Origin of the sequence: Methylobacterium sp. WL9 (assembly GCF_008040035.1) — a bacterium.
Lineage (GTDB): Bacteria > Pseudomonadota > Alphaproteobacteria > Rhizobiales > Beijerinckiaceae > Methylobacterium > Methylobacterium thuringiense.
In genome coordinates this window covers 83,915-107,099 of the sequence record NZ_VRVE01000007.1, presented here as the reverse complement: position 1 = coordinate 107,099, position 23,185 = coordinate 83,915, and the positions used below count along the sequence as shown (strand labels likewise).

Sequence of the window (23,185 nt, the reverse complement as noted above, 5' to 3'; positions counted from 1 at the left end):
ACATGCGGGTTTATTACGATCGCGACGCCGACCTGAACCTGATCAAGGGCAAGAAGGTCGTCATCGTCGGCTACGGCAGCCAGGGCCACGCCCACGCGCTCAACCTCCGTGATTCCGGCGTGAAGGGCATCGTCATCGCGCTGCGCGAGGGCTCCGCCACCGCCAAGAAGGCGGAGCACGAGGGCTTCACGGTGATGAACGTCGCCGACGCTGCCAAGCAGGCCGACGTCGTGATGATGCTCACCCCCGACGAATTGCAGGGGGACATCTACAAGGAGTCGCTCGAGGGCAACATGAAGCAGGGCGCCGCCCTCCTGTTCGCCCACGGCCTCAACGTCCACTTCAACCTGATCGAGCCCCGCAAGGACCTCGACGTGCTCATGGTCGCCCCCAAGGGCCCCGGCCACACCGTGCGCGGCGAGTACCTCAAGGGCGGCGGCGTGCCGACGCTCATCGCCATCGCCCAGGATGCCTCGGGCAACGCCCACGACCTCGGCCTGTCCTACGCCTCGGCTAATGGCGGCGGCCGCGCCGGCATCATCGAGACCACCTTCAAGGAGGAGTGCGAGACCGACCTGTTCGGCGAGCAGGCCGTGCTCTGCGGCGGCCTCGTCGAGCTCATCAAGGCCGGCTTCGAGACCCTGGTCGAGGGCGGCTACGCCCCCGAGATGGCCTATTTCGAGTGCCTGCACGAGGTGAAGCTGATCGTCGACCTCATCTACGAGGGCGGCATCGCCAACATGAACTACTCGATCTCGAACACCGCCGAATACGGCGAATACGTCACCGGCCCGCGCATCGTCACTGCCGAGACCAAGGCCGAGATGAAGCGCGTGCTGGATGACATCCAGTCCGGCAAGTTCACCCGCGACTGGATGCTGGAGAACAAGGTCGGCCAGACCTCGTTCAAGGCCACTCGCGCCAAGCTCGCCCGTCACCCGATCGAGGAGGTCGGCGCCAAGCTGCGCGGCATGATGCCGTGGATTTCGGAGAAGGCCCTCGTCGACAAGTCCAAGAATTGATCTTTTCGGAGTTGAGGCCGGGCTTCGCTCGGCCTCGGCGATAGGATCTCGGCCGGTGTCGCGCGAGCGGCATCGGCCTTTCCATGTCCGGCGCAGGAGCGGCCAAACCGTTGCGATGACCCTCCCACTTCGGCGATAAGCCTTCTCGGTGCCCTCTCAGAAGAAGCGGGCCGGAGGAGGACACGATGGCATCGCTCTATTTCGACGCGCACCGGGCGCTTCAGGAGGAGTTCGGCACCACCAAGCTGGCAGAGCGGCTCGACACCCAATGGGTTCACGAGACCGTCAAGGAGGACGAGGCCGGCTTCATCGGCAGCCGCGACATGTTCTTCCTGTCCACCGTCGATCCCGACGGGATGCCGACCGTCTCCTACAAGGGCGGCGCGCCGGGCTTCGTGAAGGTGCTGGACGACCATACGTTGGTCTTCCCCGGCTTCGACGGCAATGGCATGTTCTACTCGATGGGCAACGTCGAGGGTCAGTCCAAGGTCGGCCTACTCTTCATCGACTTCGAGACGCCGCATCGCGTCCGCGTCCAGGGCCATGCCAGCCTGCTGCGCGACCACCCGCTGATGGCCGACTACACCGAAGCGAAGTATCTCGTGAAAGTCGATGTCACCAAGATCTGGGTCAACTGCCCGCGCTACATCCACAAGTACCAGAAGCTGCAGCAGAACAAGTACGTGCCGGCGCCGAACAAGGAGACGCCGCTGGCCGCCTGGAAGCGCCTCGATCTCGCCGGGGACGTGATCAGCGACGAGGACAAGGCCCGCGTCGCCAAGGAAGGCCGGCTCGAAGTGCCGGAATACGAGGCGCTGGTCGCGCGCGGTGAGGCTTGATCAGGGTTTCGGTCCATCGGGCGCAGGCCCTTCAAGCTGAGCGCACCTGCCAGAACCACGACCCGAAACGACAGCGCGGATTCACCGAAGTCCGCGCCGGCTGATCGGCTCACACAGCCCGCAAAGCCGGCCCCCGCCGCACGAAGCCGACGATGTCCTTGACCGCGTCGAGGGTCGGTGCAGCCAGCGCCTCGGCCCGCTCCGAGCCTTCGGCGAGCACAGCGTCGATGTGAGCCGGATCGGCCACCAGCCGTTTCATCTCGCCGGCGATCGGCGCCAGCTTCTCGACGGCGAGGTCGACCAGGGCCGGCTTGAAGGTCGAGAACTGAGAGCCGCCGTAATCGGCCAAAACCTCCTCGCGCGTGATGCCGCGGAGCGCGGCAAAAATGCCGACGAGGTTGTCCGCTTCCGGCCGTCCCGCGAGGCCCGCGACCTCGGAGGGCAGGGCCTCCGGATCGGTCTTGGCCTTGCGCACCTTCTGCGCGATCGTGTCGGCATCGTCCGTGAGGTTGATGCGCGAATTGTCGGACGGGTCCGACTTCGACATCTTCTTCGAACCATCGCGGAGCGACATGACCCGCGCTGCCGGGCCGCCGATCAGCGGTTCGGTGATGGGGAAAAAGGACTCACCGTGGCCGTGAGCCAGGATCGACCCCGAAAAGTCGTTGTTGAACTTCTGGGCGATGTTGCGGGTCAGTTCGAGGTGCTGCTTCTGGTCCTCGCCGACCGGGACGTGCGTCGCGCGGTAAGCGAGGATGTCGGCGGCCATCAGCACGGGATAATCGTAGAGCCCGATCGAGGCGGCCTCGCGGTCCTTGCCGGCCTTGTCCTTGAACTGGGTCATGCGGTTCAGCCAGCCGAGCCGTGCCACGCAGTTGAGGATCCAGGTCAGCTCGGCGTGCTGCGGCACCTGACTCTGGTTGAACACGATCGAGCGCTTGGGATCGATGCCGGCGGCGAGGAACGCAGCCGTGACTTCGCGGATCTGGCCCTTCAGCGCCTCCGGGTCCTGCCAGAGCGTGATCGCGTGCAGATCGACGACGCAGTAGAGGCATTGCGCGTCGCGCTCCTGCATCTCCACGAAGCGTTTGATCGCGCCGAGATAGTTGCCGAGGTGCAGGTTTCCGGTCGGCTGAACGCCCGAAAATACCAGTTCCGAAAACGCCGCCATCGGCGCGATCCTTCAAGCCATGCGCCGGAGCGGCCCACCGCCCGATCGAAGGGCCGGGTTCTGACACCCGGTGCGCGGCACGGTCAAGGATGCGCGGCGATCGCGCTCAAGACACCGTGAGGTTCGCGGCCGGCTCCCGCGCGCGACCGGTGGGACACAGGCTGAGCAGGACGCAGCGCCCGCAGGCCGGATTGCGGTGGTGGCAGACGTGCTGCCCATGCAGCATCAGAACCTCGTGATTGTCGTAGAGCGCCTGTGCCGACCAATCGTCGGGAAGCTGGGCGCGCAGGATCGCGTGCGAGGGTCCGACATCGGTCCTCGCGCCGATCAGGCCGGTCCGCTGCGCCACCCGATGATGATGACTGTCGACAGGTAAGGCCGGCATGCGCAGGGTCGAAAACGACAGCACCGCCGCGCTCGTCTTCGGGCCCACGCCCGGAATCGCTTCCAGCCAGTTGCGGGCCGCGTCGACGCTCAGGCCGGCCAGGAAATCCAGGGACAACGCGCCGCGCGTCTCGGCAATCGCCGAGAGGACTGCGCGGATGCGCGGTGCCTTCAGCTCCGGCCAGGTCACGCCGTGGATCGTCGCCTCGATCTCCGCCGGATCGGCGTCCATGACCCGTTCCCAGTCCGGCCAACGTGCCCTCAGCGCCTTGAAGGCGCGGCCGGAATCGGCGTTGCGCGTCCGGTGCGAGAGCAGCGACGAGACCAGTTCGCTCAGCGGATCGAGATCATGGAAATAGGCGATCGGGCAGCCGTACACCCCGCAGAGGTGGCGGTGGATCTCGAGAGCCTTGGCCGAGAGGCGATCCGCCTCGTCGGAACTGGTCGGGTCGAAGCGCGATCGGGGGGAAGGCCGTGTGTGAGCGGAGGAGATTGGCATGGAGCCGGAATCCGCGACGAGTCATGCCCGTTCCCGCCTGCGGCATTGCGATCCGCAAAAGCACCATGTGGAAGCATCGGAGCGAAAGCCGGCGACCGCCTTTCGCTCCGAAACCTCATTTCGGCAGGGCGTAGATGTTGATGTCGAGCTTGTCGTCGGCGGATTCACTGAGGTCGGTGACGTATTCCTCGATGAAGCGGTCCTGCACCGCGATGTCCTTGGCGTCGAAATACGCGATCAGGGTGTCGTAGGTGCCGCTGATCTCGTCGTAGGACCCGGAATGCTTGAAGCGTAGCGCCTTGCCGCTGGGCGTCGCGCCGAAATGCAGGCCCTCGCCCGACGCCGGACCGGAAGAGGGTGCGGCCTCGATCGGAATCATCGCCTCGTACTGGAAGCCGTTGTCCTCGGTCTTGGTGAAGACCGCGAGGGGGCGCCCCGTCGGGCGGATGCCGGCTTTCGAAAGCTCGCCCTCCATCCTGGCGAAGGAGGCCTTCAGGCTCGCCACCGCCTCCTCCCAGGTCGTCTTGCCCGAGAGGATCGCAGCGGGCTTGGCCGGGAGCGCGACCTCTTCGACGTCGTTCGCCTCGGCCGACGGCGCCACCAGGGTCTGGCGCGCCGGCGCGGCAGAGGAGCGGGCCGGCGCCGTTCCGGGGACGCTGGGCGGCGCCAGCGATTTATCGGGCGCGGGGTTTGCGGTCCCGGCGGGCTTCGCGGAGGTATCCGGCGCGGTCGTGGTCGAGAGCGGGTTCGCCTCGGCGGGGGAAGGTGCGTTGGAAGGCGGCGGCGCCGGCTGCTCTGCCGCCCTCGCCGAGGAGGTGGCCAGCACGAGCGCGAGAGCGGCAGCGGTCACGGGACGAAGTCGGGTCAAAGGCAGCGCTCCGGTCTCTACGCCCCCCGCGAATCGCGTGGGCCGTCGGTTCTCGCCAAGCTAGCGGCGATGCGGTCGCTCCGCGAGGCTGCGGTTCAGCACGCATGGCGCATGCCGGCCCGGCCCTCGCGTCGGGCGGCGTGGTTTGCCATATACGCGGGCCATCCCCGAACCGTCGCCCGAGCACCCGTCACCGCAGCGATCGCCCACACACCCGCATGACCGCACTCGCCAATCACCGCTTCCTGAAGATGCACGGCGCCGGCAACGCCATCGTCGTGCTCGACCTGCGCAGCTCGCGTCATATCGTGAGCGGCCGGGAGGCGAAGGCCATCGCCGAAGATCCGCGCTCGCATTTCGACCAGTTGATGGTGCTCCACGACGCCGTCACGCCCGGCACCGACGCCTATCTCAGGATCTACAACACCGACGGCTCCCGCGCCGGCGCCTGCGGCAACGGCACCCGCTGCGTCGCCTTCGCCATGCTCGACGACCCCGCCATGGCGCGTCCGGTCGAGTGCGGGTCTCTGACGCTGGAGACCGAGGCGGGGCTCGTCGGCGTGAAGCGGGTCGCCGACCGCAGCTTCACCGTCGACATGGGCAAGCCGCGTCTCAAGTGGGACGAGATTCCGCTCCGCGATCCTTTCCCCGACACGCGCCGGATCGAATTGCAGATCGGCCCGATCGACGATCCGATCCTGCACTCGCCGGGTGCGGTCAGCATGGGCAACCCACACGCGATCTTCTTCGTCGACCGCGATCCCGAGGCATACGACCTCGAACAGATCGGGCCGATGCTCGAAGGTCATCCGATCTTCCCGGAGCGCGCCAACATCTCGATCGCCCAGGTCGTCGCCCGCGACATCATCAAGCTGCGCGTCTGGGAGCGGGGTGCAGGCCTGACGCTCGCCTGCGGCACGGCCGCCTGCGCGACGGTGGTCGCGGCCTCGCGGCTGCGCATGATCGGCCGGCAGGCCACCGTGAGCCTGCCCGGCGGCCAGCTCTCCGTCGAATGGCGGGCCGACGACCACGTCCTGATGACCGGCCCGGTCTTCCTCGAAGGGGAGGGCACCTTCGCGCCGGAGATCTTTTCCGGGCTCGCCCCTTGAGCGTCGAGACGCTCACCTTCGGCTGCCGGCTCAACACCGTCGAGTCCGAGGTGATGCGCAGCCATGCGCTCGGGTCGTCTGCCGACCGCGATCTCGTCCTCGTCAACACCTGTGCAGTGACGGCAGAAGCCGGCCGGCAGGCGCGCAAGGCGATCCGAAAGCTCGCGCGGGAGCGGCCCGACGCCGAGATCGTCGTCACCGGCTGCGGCGCGGAGATCGAGACGCAAGCCTATGCCGGCATGCGGGAGGTCGCCCGCCTCGTGGGCAACGCCTCCAAGACCAAGCCCGAGACCTGGGCGACGCCCGCCGCGAACGATCCCGGCATCGGCGCGGTCATGCAGGCCCGCGAAACGGATGCGACGCGGATCACTGGCATGGCCGGACACACCCGGTCCTTCGTGCCGGTGCAGAACGGCTGCGACCACCGCTGCACCTTCTGCGTGATCCCGTTCGGACGCGGAAACTCGCGCTCGGTTCCCCTCGACGACGCCGTGGCCCAGGTTCGCCGCATCGTCGCCCATGGCGGCCGCGAGGTGGTGCTGACCGGCGTCGATCTCACCGCCTACGGCCGCGACCTCGACGGGAACCCCACCCTCGGCCGCCTCGTGAAGGCGATCCTGTCCGCGGTGCCGGAGCTCGCCCGCCTGCGGATCTCCTCGATCGACTCGGTCGAGGCGGATGACGACCTGCTCGACGCCTTCGCGAGGGAGGCGCGGCTGATGCCGCATCTCCACCTCTCGCTGCAGGCCGGCGACGACCTGATCCTCAAGCGGATGAAGCGCCGGCATACCCGCGCCGACGCGATCCGCTTCTGCGAGGAGGTACGCCGCCTGCGTCCCGAGACGGTGTTCGGCGCCGACCTGATCGCGGGATTTCCGACCGAGACCGAGGCGCAGTTCGCCCGCTCCCTCGACCTCGTCGCGGAATGCGGCCTGACGCATCTCCACGTCTTCCCGTACTCGCCCCGCCCCGGCACGCCGGCCGAACGAATGCCGCAGGTCGCGGGCGACGTGGTGCGCGAACGGGCTGCGCGACTGCGCGAGGCCGGTGCCTCGGCCTTGATCCACCATCTCGACGGCGAGGTCGGGCAGACCCGGTGCATCCTGGTGGAGCGAGGCGGCATCGGACGCACCGAGACGTTCACGGCCGTGCGGCTCGACGACGACCTCGGGACGCGTCTGTCCCCGGGCGATCTCGCCGACGTCGCGATCGGCGGGCATGACGGGCGACGACTCACCGCTGCGCGTGTTGCGAAAAACCCGCTCGTCGGGTAATGACTCGCCCGATTCTCCCATCGGATTCGTAGGTTGCGGATTGCACCGCCTCCTGTCCGCCGGGAGGTCGGCCCTCGACCATCGCTTATCGAGCATGCGTCGGCCCCTTCTTGATCGGGGGGTGAGCCCGGACCGTTTCGGTTCCCGGGCGGCGAGGAAGAGGGTCTTCCGCAACACGAGCCGCCGACGCCGGCCTCCGCGAGAGGCCATTCAGGAGAGAGAATGTCTGCAGGTCTGAACGCGCGCGACACCGCGCCGAGCCGTGACGATTTCGCCGCGCTGCTCGAAGAGTCCTTCCTCGAACACGAGATCACCGAGGGTTCGGTCGTCAAGGGTACCGTCGTCGGCATCGAGAAGGATGTCGCGGTCATCGACATCGGCGCCAAGACGGAAGGCCGTGTCGCCCTCAAGGAATTCCACGGCCCCGGCCGTGAAGGCGACCTCAAGGTCGGCGACGTCGTCGAAGTCTATGTCGACCGCATCGAGAATGCGCTGGGCGAAGCCGTCATCTCGCGCGACAAGGCCCGCCGCGAAGAGAGCTGGGTCAAGCTGGAGAAGTCGTTCGAGAACAACGACCGCGTCACCGGCACGATCTTCAACCAGGTCAAGGGCGGTTACACCGTCGACCTCGACGGCGCCGTGGCGTTCCTGCCGCGCTCCCAGGTCGACATCCGCCCCGTGCGCGACGTGACCCCGCTGCTCGGCACGCCGCAGCCCTTCCAGATCCTCAAGATGGATCGCCGCCGCGGCAACATCGTCGTGTCGCGCCGCACCGTCCTCGAAGAGAGCCGCGCCGAGCAGCGCTCCGAGCTCGTGGCCAACCTCGAAGAGGGTCAGGTCATCGACGGCGTCGTCAAGAACATCACCGAGTACGGCGCCTTCGTCGACCTCGGCGGCATCGACGGCCTGCTGCACGTCACCGACATGGCCTGGCGCCGCGTCAACCACCCGTCCGAGGTCGTGGCGATCGGCGCCACGGTCAAGGTCAAGATCATCAAGATCAACCACGAGACCCACCGCATCTCGCTCGGCATCAAGCAGCTGCTCGCCGATCCGTGGGAGGGCATCGCCCAGCGCTACCCGGTCGAGGCCAAGCTCAAGGGCCGCGTGACCAACATCACCGATTACGGCGCCTTCGTGGAGCTGGAGCCGGGGATCGAGGGCCTGATCCACGTCTCCGAGATGAGCTGGACCAAGAAGAACGTCCACCCCGGCAAGATCGTCTCCACCTCTCAGGAAGTGGAAGTGCAGATCCTCGAGGTCGATCCGGTCAAGCGCCGCATCTCGCTCGGCCTCAAGCAGACCCTGCAGAACCCGTGGGAGGCCTTCAACGAGAAGCATCCCGTCGGGTCCGAGGTCGAGGGCGAGGTCAAGAACAAGACCGAGTTCGGTCTCTTCATCGGCCTCGAGGGCGACGTCGACGGCATGGTCCACCTCTCGGACCTCGATTGGCAGCGCCCCGGCGAGCAGGTCATCGAGGAGTTCAAGAAGGGCGACATGGTCAAGGCGCAGGTTCTCGACGTCGACGTCGAGAAGGAGCGCATCTCGCTCGGCATCAAGCAGGTCGGCGGCGATCCCTTCGCCGAGGCCGGTGACCTCAAGAAGGGTCAGATCGTGACCTGCGAAGTGACCGAGGTGAAGGATTCGGGCCTGGAGGCGAAGATCGTCGACAGCGACATGACCACCTTCGTCCGCCGCGCCGAACTCGCCCGCGATCGCGGCGACCAGCGCCCCGAGCGTTTCGCCGCCGGCGAGAAGTTCGATGCCCGCGTCGTGCAGTTCGACCGCAAGGCACGCCGCGTCCAGGTCTCCATCAAGGCGCTCGAAGTCGCCGAGGAGAAGGAGGCGATGGCCCAGTTCGGTTCGACCGATTCCGGTGCCTCGCTCGGCGAGATCCTCGGCGCGGCCTTCAACAAGAAGAAGGGCGACGACGAGTAAGTTCGTCCGAGCTCTGATCGCCCCGGGATCGGTTCGCCGATCCCGGGGCTTTTTTGTTTCTGGACCCTGTTGGGCTTGCATGCCGAGGATCTCGAAACAGCCGTCACCCGCGTTCGGCGCCGAGCCGAACGGCCGATCTGAATGTCGCTACGGTTGTTGCGCGCGTCCGGCAGGACAACCGCGAGTGTATCGTTCCTGAACGGCTCTTGCTCGCGCGCCGCCGCCGGGGCTAAAACACCCGCCGGTGTTGGGCGAAACGCCGCGAGCCCATGCCGGTCAAGGACTTGACCCTTGCGGCAGCTCGGATCGCCCTACCGGAAAGACTGAGTGCAAACCGCGGCTCCGCATGGGATGCTGCGGTAAGCGAGTCGAAAATTGACCGGCCCCGAAGCCGCCTGATCCGTCGTTTCGACGGCACCGGGGCGCGGGGCGCGCACCGGCCGGCACAGGCCGGAAGGCGAGGGAGTGAGCCGTCGCATGGCCGCAGACGCCGAAGTTCTGATCGATCGTCGGCGCTTGCGCCGCAAACTCACCCTATGGCGGGTGCTCGGCATCGGCGGACTGATCGTGGCGGTGGGAGCCGTCGGCTATCGCGCCCGGGTCGGCACGGAGGTCTTCGGTTTCTCGGCGGCGCCGAGCCAGATCGCGCGGATTTCCATCGGCGGCTTCATCGCCGGCAGTGAATCCACCACCAAGCTGATCAAGAGCGTCGGCGAATCCGCCGCCGTGAAGGGCGTGGTCGTCTCGATCTCCTCGCCGGGCGGCACGACGACCGGCTCAGAGGAACTCTACCGCAACCTCCGCGCACTCGCCGAGAAGAAGCCGATCGTGGCCTTCGTCGACGGCACCGCCGCGTCGGGCGCCTACATCACGGCCATCGCGGCCGACCACATCGTCGCGCGCGAGACCGCGCTCGTCGGCTCGATCGGCGTGCTGTTCCAGTACCCGGAAGTGTCGGGGCTGCTCGACAAGGTCGGCGTCAAGATGGAGTCGATCAAGTCCTCGCCGCTCAAGGCCGAGCCGTCGGGTTTCACCCCGACCTCGCCCGAGGCCCGCGCCGCCCTCGCCTCTGTCGTCTCCGACACCTACGGCTGGTTCAAGGGGCTCGTCGCCGAGCGCCGGCACATGAACGACGAGGAACTCGCCAAGGTCACCGACGGCCGGGTCTTCTCCGGCCGGCAGAGCATTCCGCTCAAGCTCGTGGACGAGCTCGGCGCCGAGCGTCAGGCGGTGGCGTGGCTCGAGGCGAACAGGGGGGTCGCCAAGGACCTCCCCGTGAAGGACTGGAAGCCGAAATCCGGCAGCGGCTTCACCCTGTGGTCGGCTTTGGGCTCCAGCGCGTCCCTGATCGGCCTCGACGAGCTCGCAGCGCGGCTTCGCGCCGTCGGCACGGAGGCGGAAGGCTATGCCGGCGGAGGCCTCCTCGTGCTCTGGCGCCCGGCGCCCTGATCGCGACGAGCCGCGCCTCCCGCCCATACCGGACCTCGGAAGACGGACGCATGATCAAATCGGAACTCGTGCTCAAGATTGCCGAGCAGAACCCCCATCTCTACCAGCGCGACGTCGAGACCCTGGTCAACGCGATCCTCGACACCATCGCCGACGCCCTCGCCCGCGGCGACCGGGTCGAGCTGCGCGGCTTCGGCGCCTTCTCGGTGAAGCGTCGTGAAGCGCGGCGCGGACGCAACCCGCGCACGGGCGAAGCCGTTGCCGTGTCCGAGAAGGCGATCCCCGTGTTCAAGACGGGCAAGGAGATGCGCCTTCGCCTCAACAAGGCGGGGATCGGCGCGGAAGCGGTCGGTTAATCCTGAGCCGTCCCGAAAAGCCCGCCGGAGACCCGAGATGATCCGCTTCCTCAAGGCCCTGATCCTGCTGCCCGTTGCGCTCGTCGTGCTGCTCCTGGCCGTGGCCAACAGGAACGCCGTGACGCTGTCCTTCGACCCGTTCTCGCCCGAGCCGGCGTTCAGCATCGTGCTGCCGCTCTACGCCATCGTCTTCGCGGCCGTGGCTATCGGCATCCTGGTCGGCGGCATCGGTGCCTGGCTCGGACAGGGCAAGACCCGCGCGAGCGCCCGCCACCATCGCCGCGAGCGCGAGAAGCTGGAGCGCGAGACCGCTCAGATCCGCACGTTCGGTCCCGACGCCGGCAGCCCCGCCTATGGCGGCGGCCGTGCGGCCCTGCCGGCGCCGCGCTGATCGCGCCGGAGGTTCGAACCCGGCCGTTGCCCCCCATACAGGTCAAGATCTGCGGTCTCAGCACCGAGCCGACGCTCGATGCCGCCCTCGATGCGGGCGCCGACCTCGTCGGCTTCGTGCATTTTTCGAGGAGCCCGCGCCATGTCGCCCTCGACCATGGGGCAGTGCTGTCGCGACGCGCGAAGGGCAGGGCAGGGCGCGTCGTGTTGTTGGTCGATCCCGACGATACCCTCGTCGCCGCTGCGGTCGCGTCCCTGGATCCGGACCTGATCCAACTGCACGGGCACGAAAGCCCTGCGCGCGTCGCAGCGATCCGCGCGCGGACCGGGCTCCCGGTGATGAAGGCACTCGGCGTGGCCACACGCGCTGATCTCGCGACGATCGCCGAATATTCGCACGCCGCCGACCGCATCCTCTTAGACGCCAAACCGCCGAAAGACGCCGCACTGCCCGGCGGTAATGGTCTCGCGTTCGACTGGAGTCTTCTGTGCGGAGCGGACTTGCCGGCAGGCACCATGCTGTCGGGCGGCCTCACGCCGGAAACGGTGGCGGAAGCGCTGCGGCGCACGGGACTGACGGCGGTCGACGTGTCGTCCGGGGTTGAGACGGTCCCCGGAGTAAAGGACATCGACAGGATCGCGGCGTTCGTTGCGGCAGCCCGCCAAGTCTAACCTGAGCAATGGCGGGGTCGATACCGCCTCGTACGGCCGCATTGCAGGCCGCCGTCGACAGGTCTACGCAGGCGCAACATCCACGAAAATCCCTTCGCGAAGGACATCGTCCGTGACCATCGCTCCCGAGCCCAATTCCTTCCGCACCGGTCCGGACGAGCGCGGCCGCTTCGGCATTTTCGGCGGGCGCTTCGTCGCCGAGACGCTGATGCCGCTGATCCTGGAGTTGGAGAAGGCCTACGAGGCCGCCAAGGACGATCCGGGCTTCAAGGCGGACATGGAGTCCTTCGGTACCCACTATATCGGCCGGCCGAGCCCGCTCTATTACGCCGAGCGGCTGACCGAGCACCTGCGCGCGACGGCTCCGGCGGGCAACGGCGCGAAGGTCTACTTCAAGCGCGAGGAGCTGAACCACACCGGCTCGCACAAGGTGAACAACGTCCTCGGGCAGATCCTGCTCGCACGCCGCATGGGCAAGCCGCGGGTCATCGCCGAGACGGGCGCCGGCCAGCACGGCGTCGCCACCGCCACGCTCTGCGCCCGCTTCGGCCTGAAATGCGTCGTCTACATGGGCGCCGTCGATGTCGAGCGGCAGGCGCCGAACGTCTTCCGCATGAAGATGCTCGGCGCCGAGGTGATTCCGGTTCAATCCGGTACCCGGACGCTCAAGGACGCGATGAACGAGGCCCTGCGCGACTGGGTCACGAACGTCGCCGACACGTTCTACTGCATCGGCACGGTGGCGGGGCCGCATCCCTATCCGGCCATGGTGCGGGACTTCCAGTCGGTCATCGGCCGCGAGACGAGGGAACAGATGCTGGCCCTCGAAGGCCGGCTGCCGAACTCGCTGATCGCCTGCATCGGCGGCGGCTCGAACGCCATGGGCTTGTTCCATCCCTTCCTCGACGACCGCGACGTCGAGATCTTCGGGGTCGAAGCGGCCGGGCACGGCATTTCGAGCGGCCTGCACGCCGCCTCGCTCTCGGGCGGGAAGCCGGGCGTGCTGCACGGCAACCGCACCTACCTGCTGATGAACGAGGACGGCCAGATCGCCGACGCGCACTCGATCTCGGCAGGCCTCGACTATCCCGGCATCGGCCCGGAGCACGCCTTCCTGCACGAGGCCGGCCGCGTCACCTATCTCTCGGCGACGGACGGCGAGACGCTGGAGGCGTTCAAGCTGTGCTCCTCGCTGGAGGGCATCATCCCGGCACTGGAACCGGCGCACGCGCTCGCCCGGGTGGTCGATCTCGCCCCGCAGCGTCCGGCCGACCACCTCATGGTGCTCAACCTCTCCGGCCGCGGCGACAAAGACATCCCCCAGGTCTCCGAGATCTTTTCGAAGATGCAGTAGGTTGCCTCAGGAAGACGCGTTCCGCGCCATGAAGGTCGCGGGGCTCTCGTCCTCCGGGTTGGCGAAGACGATGTCGGCGGGATCGCGCCGCGGCGTGTCCACCGTCAGGAACACCAGCGGCTCGGCCAGAATCTGCGGGAGGGCGTGCACGGTGCCCTTCTCGAAGAACAGCAGTTCGCCCGGGCCGAACTCGGCTTCGGTGCCGGCATCCCCCATCCAGAACGTGCCGCGCCCGGCCACGACGTAGAGATACTTGTCGCAGGTCGTGCGGCGGCGTCGGCCTATAGACGCGAAAGACGCGCGCGCTCGCCGCCGCGCGGTCGGTCAGAGAGGTGTCGACGAGAAGCGTCGAAGCCGTTTCGGGCAGAGACGCCGCGATGGCCGCGACATCGAAGCGGCCGGTCGATCCGGTCGGCGCATTGTCGGTCATCTCGCCCCCTGCAGGAATGGACACGGCTGGCTCTTCGCTTCGGAGCGGAGGACGCGCAGGTCCAGCCCGTGTTCGCAGCCGGTGTCGCCCCCCTCCTCGTCAGGCGTCCGGCCCACACGGCAGCGAAGTATTTACCGTCGATGTTCAACGTTCGAGCGAGTTCCGACAGTTCAGGTTGATCGCATGTCCGGCGGTTTCGTCTCGTCCCTTCGCGGCCGCATCGTCGCCGTCGCGTTGATTCCCTGCCTGGCCTTCGCGGTCGTCGCGATGCTGGCGGTGTTCGACCGCATGGCCCAGGGCCGCGAGATGGCCCGCCTGGAAGGGCTCGTCGCCCTGTCCGGCAAGATCAGCCTCTTCGTGCACGAAGCGCAGAAGGAACGCGGCGCATCGAGCCTGTTCCTCGGCGCGAAGGGCGCGCAGTTCGGGAGCGAACTCACGGCGCAGCGCCAGTCCCTCGACGGTACGCGCGGGCCGCTCTTGAGCGGTCTCGACAGCATAGAGATCGACGGCCTCGGAGACGGCTTCGTCCGCAAGGTCGCGAACCTGCGCTCCAGCCTCGCCACGATCGACGCGCATCGCAGGGCGGTGGACACCGTCTCGCTGACGCCGCCGCAGGGGACGGCAGGCTACACGGGCATCATCGCCGAGGCCCTCGACGTCGTGCGGGACGTCTCGCGAGTCGCGTCCGATCCCGCGATCGGCGCGCGCATTTCGGCCTATTCCGCCTTCCTCTCGCTCAAGGAATTCGCCGGCCAGGAGCGGGCCGCGGCCTCCGGCATCTTCGCCTCGGGCAACCTCGATCTGGCCGGGCTCAAGCGCCTGAGCGGGCTCGCCTCCAGCCAGGCGACCTTCGAGGGCCTGTTCCGCGCCGGCAGCCCGGCCGAACACGGTGCGGCCCTCGACGCCGCCAACGCCTCGGAGCCGGCCCGCGAGGTCGCCCGCATCCGCGGCATCGCCCTCGACACGATCCCCGGCCAGCCGCTGCTCTTCACCGATGCCAAGGGCTGGTTCAAGCTCGCGACGCAGCGCATCGACAGCCTCAAGACGATCGAGGACCAGCTGACCGCCGACATCGCCACGGAGGCCGCGGCCGTGCGTGGCAAGGCCGAGGCCGCCATCCGGATGTGGGCCGGGGCGGGCTTTGCCACCTTCGCGCTCTCGGTGATGGTCGCCTTCGGCCTCGGTTCGGCCATCGCCGGACCGCTCACCCGACTGGCCGAGACGCTGACGGCCATCGGCCAGGGCCGGACCGACATGAAGATCGCCGCGAAGGGGCCGAGCGAGGTGCGCGCCATCGCCGCCGCTGCCGCCAACTTCCGCGACAGCGTGAGGGAACGCCGTCTGGCCGGCGAGGCGCAGGAGCGGATGAGCGACGAGCAGGCCGCCCGCCAGCGGGAGGCGATGATGGGCATCGCCGACGGATTCGAGGCCAGGGTCGGCGGAATCGTCGAGGCCGTTTCGGCGGCCTCTCATCAACTCGAAGCCGCGGCTCGCGCCATGAGCGCCACAGCCGGCGAAACCTCGAGCCGCAGCACGGCGGTGGCACAGGTTTCCGAACAGGCCGCCCGCTCTTCCGACACCGTCGCGGCGGCGACCGAAGAGCTGTCGGCTTCGATCCGCGAGATCGCCATGCAGGTGACCGCATCCGCGGACGCCGCCAGCACCGCCGAGCACGACGCCACCCGCATGACGGAAGAGGTCGAGCGCCTCGCCACTGCGGCCGGCAGCATCGGCAGCATCGTCGGGTTGATCTCGGAGATCGCCGGGCAGACGAACCTGCTCGCGCTCAACGCGACGATCGAGGCGGCGCGCGCGGGCGAGGCGGGACGCGGCTTCTCCGTGGTGGCGGCGGAGGTCAAGGACCTCGCCAGCCAGACGGCGAAGGCTACGAAGGAGATCGCGGCCCGCGTCGGCGAGATCACCACCTCGACCGAGGCCTCCGTCAGAGGAATCTCCGGCATCACGGCGACGATCCGCAACCTGTCGCGGATCTCCGCCGACATCGCCTCCGCCGTCGAGGAGCAGGGGGCGGCGACCACGGAGATCGCCCGCACGACGGCCGAAACGTCGCAGGGCAGCCGCCTCGTCTCCGAGAACATCGCCGGCGTGGCGCAGGCTGCGGATTCCGCAAGCGTCGGTTCGGCCCAGGTGCTCTCGGCGGCGAGCGATCTCGCCCTGCAGGCGCAGGCGCTGCGATCGGAGATCGGCGGGTTCCTGGCCACGGTACGGGCGGCCTGAGCTGTCCTTACCTTCGCGCCGCCGCGGCGGGGCGCGACCGGACGACGTGGATCATCGTCAATGCCGCGCTTCGCCCTGGGCCGGCTCGTCGGCGATGGCGCTTACCTCGCCGCCTGCGCGCGGGTTCACCTTCAGGTTCTGGCGCAGGCCCTGGAGGTGGTCGACAGCAACCTGAACGCCCGGCTTCAAGCCGCTGACGATGGCGGTGTTTTCGCCGTAGACGTCGCCCGTCTCGATCGGGATCATGTGCACGGTGCCGTCCTCGGCCACGGTCCAGACGACCTGCTGGTCGAGCTGTGAGGACAGGGCGATGGTCGGCACCAGCAGGCGCTCCTGCCGCCCGACCTCGACGCGGGCGCGCACGAACTGGCCGGGCAGGTAGCGCTCGTCCTTGTTCTCGACCTTGGCCTGCACGAGGCGCCGCGCCGTGCGCGGATCGAAGCGGTTGTCGAGCTTGTAGATCGTCGCCTCACGCACCGGCTTACGGCGCTCGTCGAGAAGTTGGACCTTCACCGCGCCGCTGTGCATCGCCTGCCGCACCGCCTCGACGTCTTCGGAGGAGAGCGCCAGCTGCACGTCGATCGGATCGACCTGGACCACCGAGACGAGGTTGGTCTGGTTCTCGATGACCATGTCGCCGGTGTTCACCAGGGACAGGCTGGAGCGGCCGTCGAACGGCGCGTTGACCTCCGCGTAGTTCAGGTTGAGCTCCTGCCGGGCGATGGCCGCCTCGGCTTCCTGCAGCTTGCCCAGGGCGCCTGCGAGGTTCGACTGGTTCTGCTGGTTGCGTTGCTCGGAGGCGTAGCCCTTCTCGACGAGTTGCTCGGTCCGGCTGAGTTCGGCCTGCGCGAATTCGAGGGCCGCCTTGGCTTGGCCCTGCTGCGCCTTGGCCGTCTGCAGCGCCACCTCGAACGGGCGCGGATCGATCTTGAAGAGCAACTGACCCTTCCTGACGTGCCCGCCGGGCTCGAAGGAGCGCTCCATCACCTTGCCGGAGACGCGCGCCTGCAGTTCGGCATCGGCCGGCGAAATGATCGTGCCGGTGTACTCGAAGGCGATCGGGACCGATTGCTGGGAGGCCTGGACGACGCGGACGTCGATGCGCGGATCGTCCCTCTCGGGCTTCTCGGCCCGCTTCGTCGTGTGGAAGTGTTCGGCCAAGAAATTCGGAATCGGATGGCCGGCGGCCCACCAGACACCGCCGCCGACCCCCGCCGTCGCGATCAGCGCGCCGGCGACAACGAAACCGAGACCTGACCGCACCAGACGCTCCCGCGGGACAAGACCGAATCCGCCCCACGACGCTCCAGCCGACAGAGGAACACGCCGAGAGCGAACACGTTGCAAGCTCGATTGCGGTTCCGGGAGTTCGACGAAGACGCATGTTCGCCAAGTTCGTCGACCGTCCGATCCTGGCGGCCATGATCTCGATCATCATCATCGCCGTCGGCATCGTCGCCGGGGTGACCTTGCCGATCGCGCAGTATCCCGAGATCGCGCCGCCGGTGATCAACATTCAGGCCAGCTATCCCGGCGCCAGCGCCCAGCAGGCCTACGAGTCGATCGCGATCCCGCTGGAGCAGGAGATCAACGGCGCGCAGAGCCTGCTCTACATCAACTCGACGTCGAGCACCGACGGCAGCGTCTCGATCGATGCGACCTTCGAGGTCGGCTACGACCTCAACGGCGCCGCCGCCGACGTGCTGACCCGCGCCAAACGCGCCGAGGACAAGCTGCCGGAGGCCGTGCAGCGCCAGGGCCTGGAAATCCAGAAGAGCTCGCGCCAGCAGCTCGGCAACATCGTGCTCTATGCCGACGAGGGCTCCGGCTACGACGAGCTCTTCCTCTCGAACTGGGCAGAGACGCAGGTGATCAAGCCGCTGCGGCGTGTCACCGGCATGGGGCGCATCCAGAATTTCTCGCAGATGCGCTACGCCATGCGGCTCTGGCTCGACCCCGCCAAGATGGAGGGGCTCGGCATCGGCGTCGACCGGGTCCGGGAGGCGGTCACCGCCCAGAACGCCCAGATCACCACCGGCTCGCTCGGCAAGCCGCCGCTCGACAACCCGACGCCGTTCCAGTTGCAGATCGTCACCAAGGGCCGCCTGACCAAGCCCGAGGAGTTCGGCAACATCGTCCTCAGGGCCAATCCCGACGGTTCGGTGGTCCGTGTGTCGGATGTGGCCCGGGTCGAACTCGGCTCCGAGCAGTACGGGGTTACGTCGAGCTTCGACGGCAAGCCCTCGGCGACGCTCGGCATCTACCAGAACCCCGACGCCAATGCCGTCGAGGTGATGGACGGCGCCCGCGAGACGATGAAGGATTTGGCGAAGAGCTTCCCCCCGGGCCTGCACTACAAGATCGCGCTCGACCGCACGGAGTTCGTGAAGGAGGCGATCTACGAGGTGGTGCACACCCTCGTCGAAGCGATCCTGATCGTCATCGTGGTCACCTACCTCTTCCTGCAGAACTGGCGTGCGACGCTGATCCCCTCGATCGCGGTGCCGGTGGCGCTGATCGGCACCTTCGGGCCGATGGCGGCGCTGGGCTTCTCGTTCAATACGCTGAGCCTGCTGGGTCTGGTGCTCGCGGTCGGACTCGTCGTCGACGACGCGATCATCGTGGTCGAGAACACCGAACGCCTGATGGGCGAAGGCATGGAACCGAAGGCGGCCTCGCGCGAGGCGGTGAACGAGGTGGCCGGCCCCGTCATCGCAACGACTCTGGTGCTCGCCGCCCTGTTCGTACCGGTGGCCTTCATTCCGGGCCTGACGGGCAAGCTCTACAACCAGTTCGCCCTGACCATCGCGATCTCGGTCGGCATCTCGGGACTGGTCTCGCTGACCCTGACCCCAGCCCTCTGCGGCCTGCTCCTGCGCGCGCATGAGGGCGAAAAGCGTTCGTGGTGGCGAGCGCCGCTGCGCTGGTTCGACACGGCGCTGGAGCGCAGCGCCAACGCAGTCGCAGCGACCGCCGGACCGCTCTCGCGCCACATCGTCCTGACGCTCGCCGTGTTCGCGATCTTCGCCGGGCTGACCTTCTGGCTGTTCACCCTGCGCCCCACCGGCTTCGTACCGGACGAGGACCAAGGCTATGCCTATATCGAGGTCGCCCTGCCGAAGGGAGCGTCCGTCGCGCGCAGCGAAGCGATGGTGCAGCGGGTCGGCGGCTACCTGCGCGAGCGGGCCGACGTCGACCACACGGTCGGCGTCGGCGGACGCAGCTTCCTCGCCGATACCGTGGCCCCGTTCTACGGGTTCAACATCCCGGTGATGAAGAACTGGGGCGAGCGCACGACGACGGTCAACGACATGATCGCGGACGCGGAGAAGCGCTTCAGGAACGATCCCGACGGCGAAGTCCGCGTCGCCAACCCGTCGCCGCTGCCGGGGCTCGGCACGCGCGGCGGCCTGACCCTGGAGATCCAGGACCGCAGCGGCAATGGCGGCCTCGGCCTCGCCAAGACCGCGGGCGAGTTCATCAAGAAGATCGAGGCGCTGCCCGGCATCGCGAGCGCCGCACCGACGACCGAGTTCGGCGTGCCGCAGATCCGGCTCGACATCGACCGCGCCAAGGCCGAGCAGCTCGGTGTGCCGCTCTCGCGGCTGTTCGATGCGCTCGGGGCCTATGTCGGCTCTTCCTACATCAACCTCTTCAACCGCTTCGGCTTCGTCTACCAAGTCTATCTGCAGGCGGAGGATTCCGGCAGGCGGACCCTCTCGGACATCGAAGCGCTAACGGTGCTGAACAGCCAGAACCAGCCGGTGCGGATCGGCTCTTTGGTGCAGCCGCATTTCGCCTCCGGGCCGACGGCCGTCCTGTCCTACAACACCTATCCGGCGATCGAGGTCTCCATCGCGCTGGAGGCCACGGCGAGTTCCGGCACAGCCATCGCCGACATCGAGGCGCTGGCGGACAAGGAGCTTCCGCGCACCTTCTCGGCCGAATGGACCGAGGTCGCCTTCCAGGAGAAGATCGCTGGCGGCTACGCGCCGATCATCTTCGGCTTCGGCGTGTTCATGATCTTCTGCGTGCTGGCCGGGCAGTACGAGTCCCTGCGCCTGCCGCTGGTGATCCTGCTCGCCACGCCGCTCGCGATCTTCGGCGCGATCGGCGCGCTGGCGCTGCGCGGCATGCCGCTCGACGTGTTCGGGCAGATCGGTTTGCTGCTGCTCGTGGGGCTGGCCGCCAAGAACTCCATCCTGCTCGTCTCCTTCGCGGAAGAGCTGCGCGAGAAGGGCGAGAGCGCGCTCGCGGCGGCCCAGCACGCCACGCGCCTGCGCATGCGCCCGATCCTGATGACCTCCTTCGCCTTCATCCTCGGCTCGGTGCCGCTGGCGATCGCGAGCGGAGCTGGCGCGAACGCCCGGCTCTCGATGGGGACGGTGGTGATCGGCGGCCTTCTGGTGGCGACGATCCTGACGCTGTTCGTCACGCCGGTCTTCTACGTCGCGGCCGACCGGCTGCGGAGGGAGATGCCGGAGGAGCGGAAGCAGGGCAGTGGCGCCGGGCCTGCGCCGAGCCCCGCGCAATAGCGGGTCGGCGGGTCGCGGCTCTCAAGAATCCGCGTCTTCCACGAACGGCACGACGCGGCCTTTGCGTCCCGGCCTCGGTGTCGGGGGTGGTTCGAAAGCGATGAAGCGCCCGGTCGGTCCGTAGACTGTGCCCAGGACGGCGTCGAAGTGGCGCCGGACGGAGCCGTGGCACTCGCACGCCGCCTTCTCGATCGCGGCGCGGGCGATGACTGTGATGCGACCGCGCCCGACCTCGATCAGGCCCTGGTCCTGGAGGGTCCGCAGGATGCGGGTGAGGTAGGTGCGCTGTACCCCGAGCATCGCGGCAAGCAGCTCCTGCGTCACCGGCAGAACGTCCGAGCCGAGCCTGTCCTGCAGCGTCATCAGCCAGCGCAGGCAGCGCGACTCGATCGGGTGAAGGGCATTGCACGCCACCGATTGCAGCACCTGCGCCAGAAGGCAGTCGGCGTAGCGGCTGAACAGGTTGCGCACGGGCTCGGAGAGCCGCTTGGCCTCCTGCAGGCGGCTCGAATCGATCCGAAGGACCTGACCGCCGAGCTGCACGACGGCCTGGGTCGAAGCCGGCAATCCACCATTGCTGACGATGCCGCCCACCGCGCCCTCTCGGCCGATGGTGGCGGTCTCTGCACTGCGGCCGTCCGCCATCGCGATCAGGAGGGTCACCACCGTCCGGTCGCAGGGAAAGGTGATGTACGAGATGTCGCCGCCGGCCGCGAAGACCGTGTCGCCGCGCCCGTACTCGACGAGCTCGAGATGCGGCTCGAGCAAGGAGCGATCCGCCCTCCGAAGCGCCTTGAGCAGAAGGTTGCTTTCCAGGAGCTCGCTCGGTGCCGGCATTCGCTGTGCTATGTTCACGGTTCGTCTGCCGGACTGCGTAACGCACCGTCCTCGTCGGCGTCTGTATGGAAATATACAGTTTCGCCGATTACTCCGGGTTGCTAGATCCTTGGCAAGGATACCACGACACTGAAGCAATGCCGTGGACCTCGCAAGGCTCGTCCAACGACTGGTTGTGTCGGGTTCCCGACTATCTGCCCGTGCACAATCCCTGGCCGGCCAGCCGCGGATGTTCGCGCGGATCGCAATCCGTCGAGAGGAACGAGGCCCACTCGGCGGGCGTGCCGTAGAAGGCGTTCCGGTCGACGTCGCCGCGCACGCCGGGGACGCGGCCGGTCGAGGTGAACTGCCACAGCATCCACTTGCGGTTGGCGAAGCGCTGCTCGGGCTCGGCGGCGGTCGAGCGCAGCCAGTGCGGGTAGTCGGGCAGCTCGTCCTCGAGCACGTCCTTGTGGAAGGTGATGTCGGTGTAGATGATCGGCCGCTTGCCCGTGTAGCGCTCCATCTCGACGAGCATGTACTTCGTCATGGCCAAAGCCTGGGCCTTGGGGAGCTTGCGCGGGCAGCTCTGCGAATGGCCATTCCATTCGACGTCGAGCACCGGGGGGAGGGCGCTCGGATCGTTCGGGACGTTGCGCTTGAACCAGGCCATCTGCTCCTCGGCGGAGCGGCACCAGAACACGAAATGGTAGGCGCCGCGGGGCACGCCGGCCTGGGCCGCCCCGTCCCAGTTCGCACGGAAGCGGTCGTCGACATGGTCGCCGCCCTCGGTCGCCTTGATGAAGGCGAACTGCGTCCCGGCCGCCCGGACCGAGGCCCAATCGATCGGGCCCTGCCACTTCGAGATGTCGATGCCCTGGATCGGATGCTGCTTGGCCTTGGCCACGCCCGGATGAGGCTTCGTATCGCCCTTGGTGGGGTAATAATTGAAGGTGTCGCCGGCGCAGGCGGCGAGGCCCGTCAGCAGGACGACGGCCGCGGCGCGCCCGATCCAGCGACGGATTCGAGACGCAGGCGCGAGACAAGACTCGTTCCCCAAAGACATCGTGCCCCCGCTCGACCTCGGCCGCGCCATCTGTATGGCTAATCGATGCCCTAGACGCGGTTAACGGAGGTTTGACGGCAACGGAACAGATTGCCGGCAAGCGTTGCCCAAACAGCACAAACGGCTCGCGCGGCGCTGTCGCTGTTCCGAGCAAACCATTGAACCGATGCGACAATCACGTGAGGCCGACGTGGCGAAAACCCTGTTTACCATTGGTTACGAAGGTCTCGATCCCGAGCGGCTGACGGCCGCACTGAAGGATGCGGGCGTGGCCCGGCTCACCGATGTCCGCGCCGTCGCCAACTCGCGAAAGCGCGGTTTCTCGAAGGGCGCGCTGAAGGCGGGCCTGGAGGAGGTGGGCCTCGGCTACGACCATTTCCGCTCCCTCGGCACGCCGAAGGCGGGCCGCCAGGCCGCCCGCGCCCACGATGCGGCGCTGATGCGCAAAATCTATTGCGAGGAGGTCCTCGACACCGCCGATGGCGGCCTCGCCCTCGATCAGCTGATCGAACTGGCAGAAGGCGCGCCGATCTGCCTGCTCTGCTTCGAGCGCGATCCCGCGGGCTGCCACCGCCGGGTACTGGCGGAGCGTCTGGAGGCGAAGGGCTTCGTGACGGTGGATCTGTTCGGCTGAGGGCTACCAGTAGCCGTCGCATTGCCGGTTGGCGTCGTGCATCGCCACGCCCTTGGCTCCGCCGGCCAGGACCAGACCCAGCGTCAGCAGGCAAGCGATGGCGACCAAAGCGACCATGACGCCAAGCTTGCCGATTCGTGG

Annotated in this window: 19 protein-coding genes and 1 pseudogene; 13 read left to right on the top strand and 7 right to left on the bottom strand. The window is 67.8% G+C overall.

The window, feature by feature from the left end:
- Positions 1-2: 2 nt before the first annotated feature.
- A complete protein-coding gene (ilvC, locus tag FV217_RS05045) occupies positions 3-1,022 on the top strand; it encodes a ketol-acid reductoisomerase (protein WP_147814918.1) in 1,020 nt (339 codons plus the stop codon).
- A 185-nt stretch (positions 1,023-1,207) separates the two neighbouring features.
- Positions 1,208-1,861 carry a pyridoxamine 5'-phosphate oxidase family protein gene (locus FV217_RS05040; protein ID WP_147814916.1) on the top strand — a complete coding sequence of 218 codons (654 nt, stop codon included), beginning with the start codon at positions 1,208-1,210 and terminating at the stop codon, positions 1,859-1,861.
- A gap of 109 nt (positions 1,862-1,970) precedes the next feature.
- Here the strand turns inward: FV217_RS05040 and trpS are convergent, their stop codons facing one another.
- The 3 genes from trpS to FV217_RS05025 form a co-directional block, all read right to left on the bottom strand.
- Positions 1,971-3,032 carry a tryptophan--tRNA ligase gene (trpS, locus tag FV217_RS05035; protein WP_147814914.1) on the bottom strand — a complete coding sequence of 354 codons (1,062 nt, stop codon included), beginning with the start codon at positions 3,030-3,032 and terminating at the stop codon, positions 1,971-1,973.
- Positions 3,033-3,138: 106 nt separating this feature from the next.
- Positions 3,139-3,915, bottom strand: coding sequence for a Fe-S cluster assembly protein HesB (locus FV217_RS05030; RefSeq protein ID WP_147814912.1), 777 nt, complete (start codon positions 3,913-3,915; stop codon positions 3,139-3,141).
- A 115-nt stretch (positions 3,916-4,030) separates the two neighbouring features.
- Positions 4,031-4,783, bottom strand: a complete 753-nt coding sequence (locus FV217_RS05025) for a GyrI-like domain-containing protein (protein ID WP_147814910.1) — start codon at positions 4,781-4,783, stop codon at positions 4,031-4,033.
- A 218-nt stretch (positions 4,784-5,001) separates the two neighbouring features.
- Here FV217_RS05025 and dapF point away from each other — a divergent pair, with 218 nt between their 5' ends.
- The 8 genes from dapF to trpB all read left to right on the top strand — a co-directional run bounded on the left by dapF (position 5,002) and on the right by trpB (position 13,325).
- Entirely contained in the window at positions 5,002-5,892 is an 891-nt protein-coding gene (gene dapF, locus FV217_RS05020) for a diaminopimelate epimerase (protein ID WP_147814908.1), read from the top strand.
- The gene (mtaB, locus tag FV217_RS05015) at positions 5,889-7,166 is read left to right on the top strand and encodes a tRNA (N(6)-L-threonylcarbamoyladenosine(37)-C(2))-methylthiotransferase MtaB (protein ID WP_147814906.1); all 1,278 of its coding nucleotides are present in this window, start codon (positions 5,889-5,891) and stop codon (positions 7,164-7,166) included. The genes dapF and mtaB overlap by 4 nt, the downstream gene beginning before the upstream one ends.
- Before the next feature lie 222 nt (positions 7,167-7,388).
- Positions 7,389-9,104, top strand: coding sequence for a 30S ribosomal protein S1 (gene rpsA / locus FV217_RS05010; protein WP_147814904.1), 1,716 nt, complete (start codon positions 7,389-7,391; stop codon positions 9,102-9,104).
- A 477-nt stretch (positions 9,105-9,581) separates the two neighbouring features.
- The gene (gene sppA / locus FV217_RS05005; protein WP_147814902.1) at positions 9,582-10,553 is read left to right on the top strand and encodes a signal peptide peptidase SppA; all 972 of its coding nucleotides are present in this window, start codon (positions 9,582-9,584) and stop codon (positions 10,551-10,553) included.
- 50 nt (positions 10,554-10,603) lie between these two features.
- Positions 10,604-10,909 (top strand): integration host factor subunit beta, encoded by a 306-nt coding sequence (locus FV217_RS05000; protein WP_147814900.1) that lies wholly within the window; start codon positions 10,604-10,606, stop codon positions 10,907-10,909.
- Positions 10,910-10,946: 37 nt separating this feature from the next.
- Positions 10,947-11,300 (top strand): lipopolysaccharide assembly protein LapA domain-containing protein, encoded by a 354-nt coding sequence (locus FV217_RS04995; RefSeq protein ID WP_147814898.1) that lies wholly within the window; start codon positions 10,947-10,949, stop codon positions 11,298-11,300.
- A gap of 26 nt (positions 11,301-11,326) precedes the next feature.
- On the top strand, positions 11,327-11,971 hold the full coding sequence (locus FV217_RS04990; RefSeq protein WP_147814896.1) for a phosphoribosylanthranilate isomerase: 645 nt from the start codon (positions 11,327-11,329) through the stop codon (positions 11,969-11,971).
- Positions 11,972-12,083: 112 nt separating this feature from the next.
- Complete coding sequence (trpB, locus tag FV217_RS04985; protein ID WP_147814894.1) at positions 12,084-13,325, top strand: tryptophan synthase subunit beta; 1,242 nt, start codon at positions 12,084-12,086, stop codon at positions 13,323-13,325.
- A 6-nt stretch (positions 13,326-13,331) separates the two neighbouring features.
- Here trpB and FV217_RS04980 read toward each other — a convergent pair.
- Positions 13,332-13,755, bottom strand: a pseudogene (locus FV217_RS04980) (cupin domain-containing protein).
- A gap of 183 nt (positions 13,756-13,938) precedes the next feature.
- Between FV217_RS04980 and FV217_RS04975 the strand changes: the two are divergent.
- Positions 13,939-15,993, top strand: a complete 2,055-nt coding sequence (locus tag FV217_RS04975; protein WP_147814892.1) for a nitrate- and nitrite sensing domain-containing protein — start codon at positions 13,939-13,941, stop codon at positions 15,991-15,993.
- A gap of 57 nt (positions 15,994-16,050) precedes the next feature.
- Here the strand turns inward: FV217_RS04975 and FV217_RS04970 are convergent, their stop codons facing one another.
- The gene (locus FV217_RS04970) at positions 16,051-17,256 is read right to left on the bottom strand and encodes an efflux RND transporter periplasmic adaptor subunit (protein ID WP_147814889.1); all 1,206 of its coding nucleotides are present in this window, start codon (positions 17,254-17,256) and stop codon (positions 16,051-16,053) included.
- A gap of 119 nt (positions 17,257-17,375) precedes the next feature.
- On the opposite strand from FV217_RS04970, the gene FV217_RS04965 reads away from it, so the two are divergent.
- On the top strand, positions 17,376-20,528 hold the full coding sequence (locus tag FV217_RS04965) for an efflux RND transporter permease subunit (protein WP_147814887.1): 3,153 nt from the start codon (positions 17,376-17,378) through the stop codon (positions 20,526-20,528).
- 21 nt (positions 20,529-20,549) lie between these two features.
- Here the strand turns inward: FV217_RS04965 and FV217_RS04960 are convergent, their stop codons facing one another.
- Both FV217_RS04960 and FV217_RS04955 read right to left on the bottom strand, forming a co-directional pair.
- Complete coding sequence (locus FV217_RS04960; RefSeq protein ID WP_147814885.1) at positions 20,550-21,365, bottom strand: Crp/Fnr family transcriptional regulator; 816 nt, start codon at positions 21,363-21,365, stop codon at positions 20,550-20,552.
- 190 nt (positions 21,366-21,555) lie between these two features.
- A complete protein-coding gene (locus FV217_RS04955) occupies positions 21,556-22,410 on the bottom strand; it encodes a GH25 family lysozyme (protein WP_147814883.1) in 855 nt (284 codons plus the stop codon).
- A gap of 190 nt (positions 22,411-22,600) precedes the next feature.
- On the opposite strand from FV217_RS04955, the gene FV217_RS04950 reads away from it, so the two are divergent.
- Entirely contained in the window at positions 22,601-23,044 is a 444-nt protein-coding gene (locus tag FV217_RS04950) for a DUF488 domain-containing protein (protein ID WP_147814951.1), read from the top strand.
- Positions 23,045-23,185 lie beyond the last annotated feature (141 nt).

Excerpts from the sequence above, each read along its gene's own strand:
- dapF (WP_147814908.1), top strand. The coding sequence starts at position 5,002 with ATGACCGCACTCGCCAATCACCGCTTCCTGAAGATGCACGGCGCCGGC.
- FV217_RS04960 (WP_147814885.1), bottom strand. The coding sequence starts at position 21,365 with ATGCCGGCACCGAGCGAGCTCCTGGAAAGCAACCTTCTGCTCAAGGCG.
- FV217_RS05000 (WP_147814900.1), top strand. The coding sequence starts at position 10,604 with ATGATCAAATCGGAACTCGTGCTCAAGATTGCCGAGCAGAACCCCCAT.
- FV217_RS04955 (WP_147814883.1), bottom strand. The coding sequence starts at position 22,410 with ATGTCTTTGGGGAACGAGTCTTGTCTCGCGCCTGCGTCTCGAATCCGT.
- trpS (WP_147814914.1), bottom strand. The coding sequence starts at position 3,032 with ATGGCGGCGTTTTCGGAACTGGTATTTTCGGGCGTTCAGCCGACCGGA.
- FV217_RS05040 (WP_147814916.1), top strand. The coding sequence starts at position 1,208 with ATGGCATCGCTCTATTTCGACGCGCACCGGGCGCTTCAGGAGGAGTTC.
- FV217_RS05030 (WP_147814912.1), bottom strand. The coding sequence starts at position 3,915 with ATGCCAATCTCCTCCGCTCACACACGGCCTTCCCCCCGATCGCGCTTC.
- FV217_RS04965 (WP_147814887.1), top strand. The coding sequence starts at position 17,376 with ATGTTCGCCAAGTTCGTCGACCGTCCGATCCTGGCGGCCATGATCTCG.
- FV217_RS04995 (WP_147814898.1), top strand. The coding sequence starts at position 10,947 with ATGATCCGCTTCCTCAAGGCCCTGATCCTGCTGCCCGTTGCGCTCGTC.
- rpsA (WP_147814904.1), top strand. The coding sequence starts at position 7,389 with ATGTCTGCAGGTCTGAACGCGCGCGACACCGCGCCGAGCCGTGACGAT.
- sppA (WP_147814902.1), top strand. The coding sequence starts at position 9,582 with ATGGCCGCAGACGCCGAAGTTCTGATCGATCGTCGGCGCTTGCGCCGC.
- ilvC (WP_147814918.1), top strand. The coding sequence starts at position 3 with ATGCGGGTTTATTACGATCGCGACGCCGACCTGAACCTGATCAAGGGC.
- FV217_RS04975 (WP_147814892.1), top strand. The coding sequence starts at position 13,939 with ATGTCCGGCGGTTTCGTCTCGTCCCTTCGCGGCCGCATCGTCGCCGTC.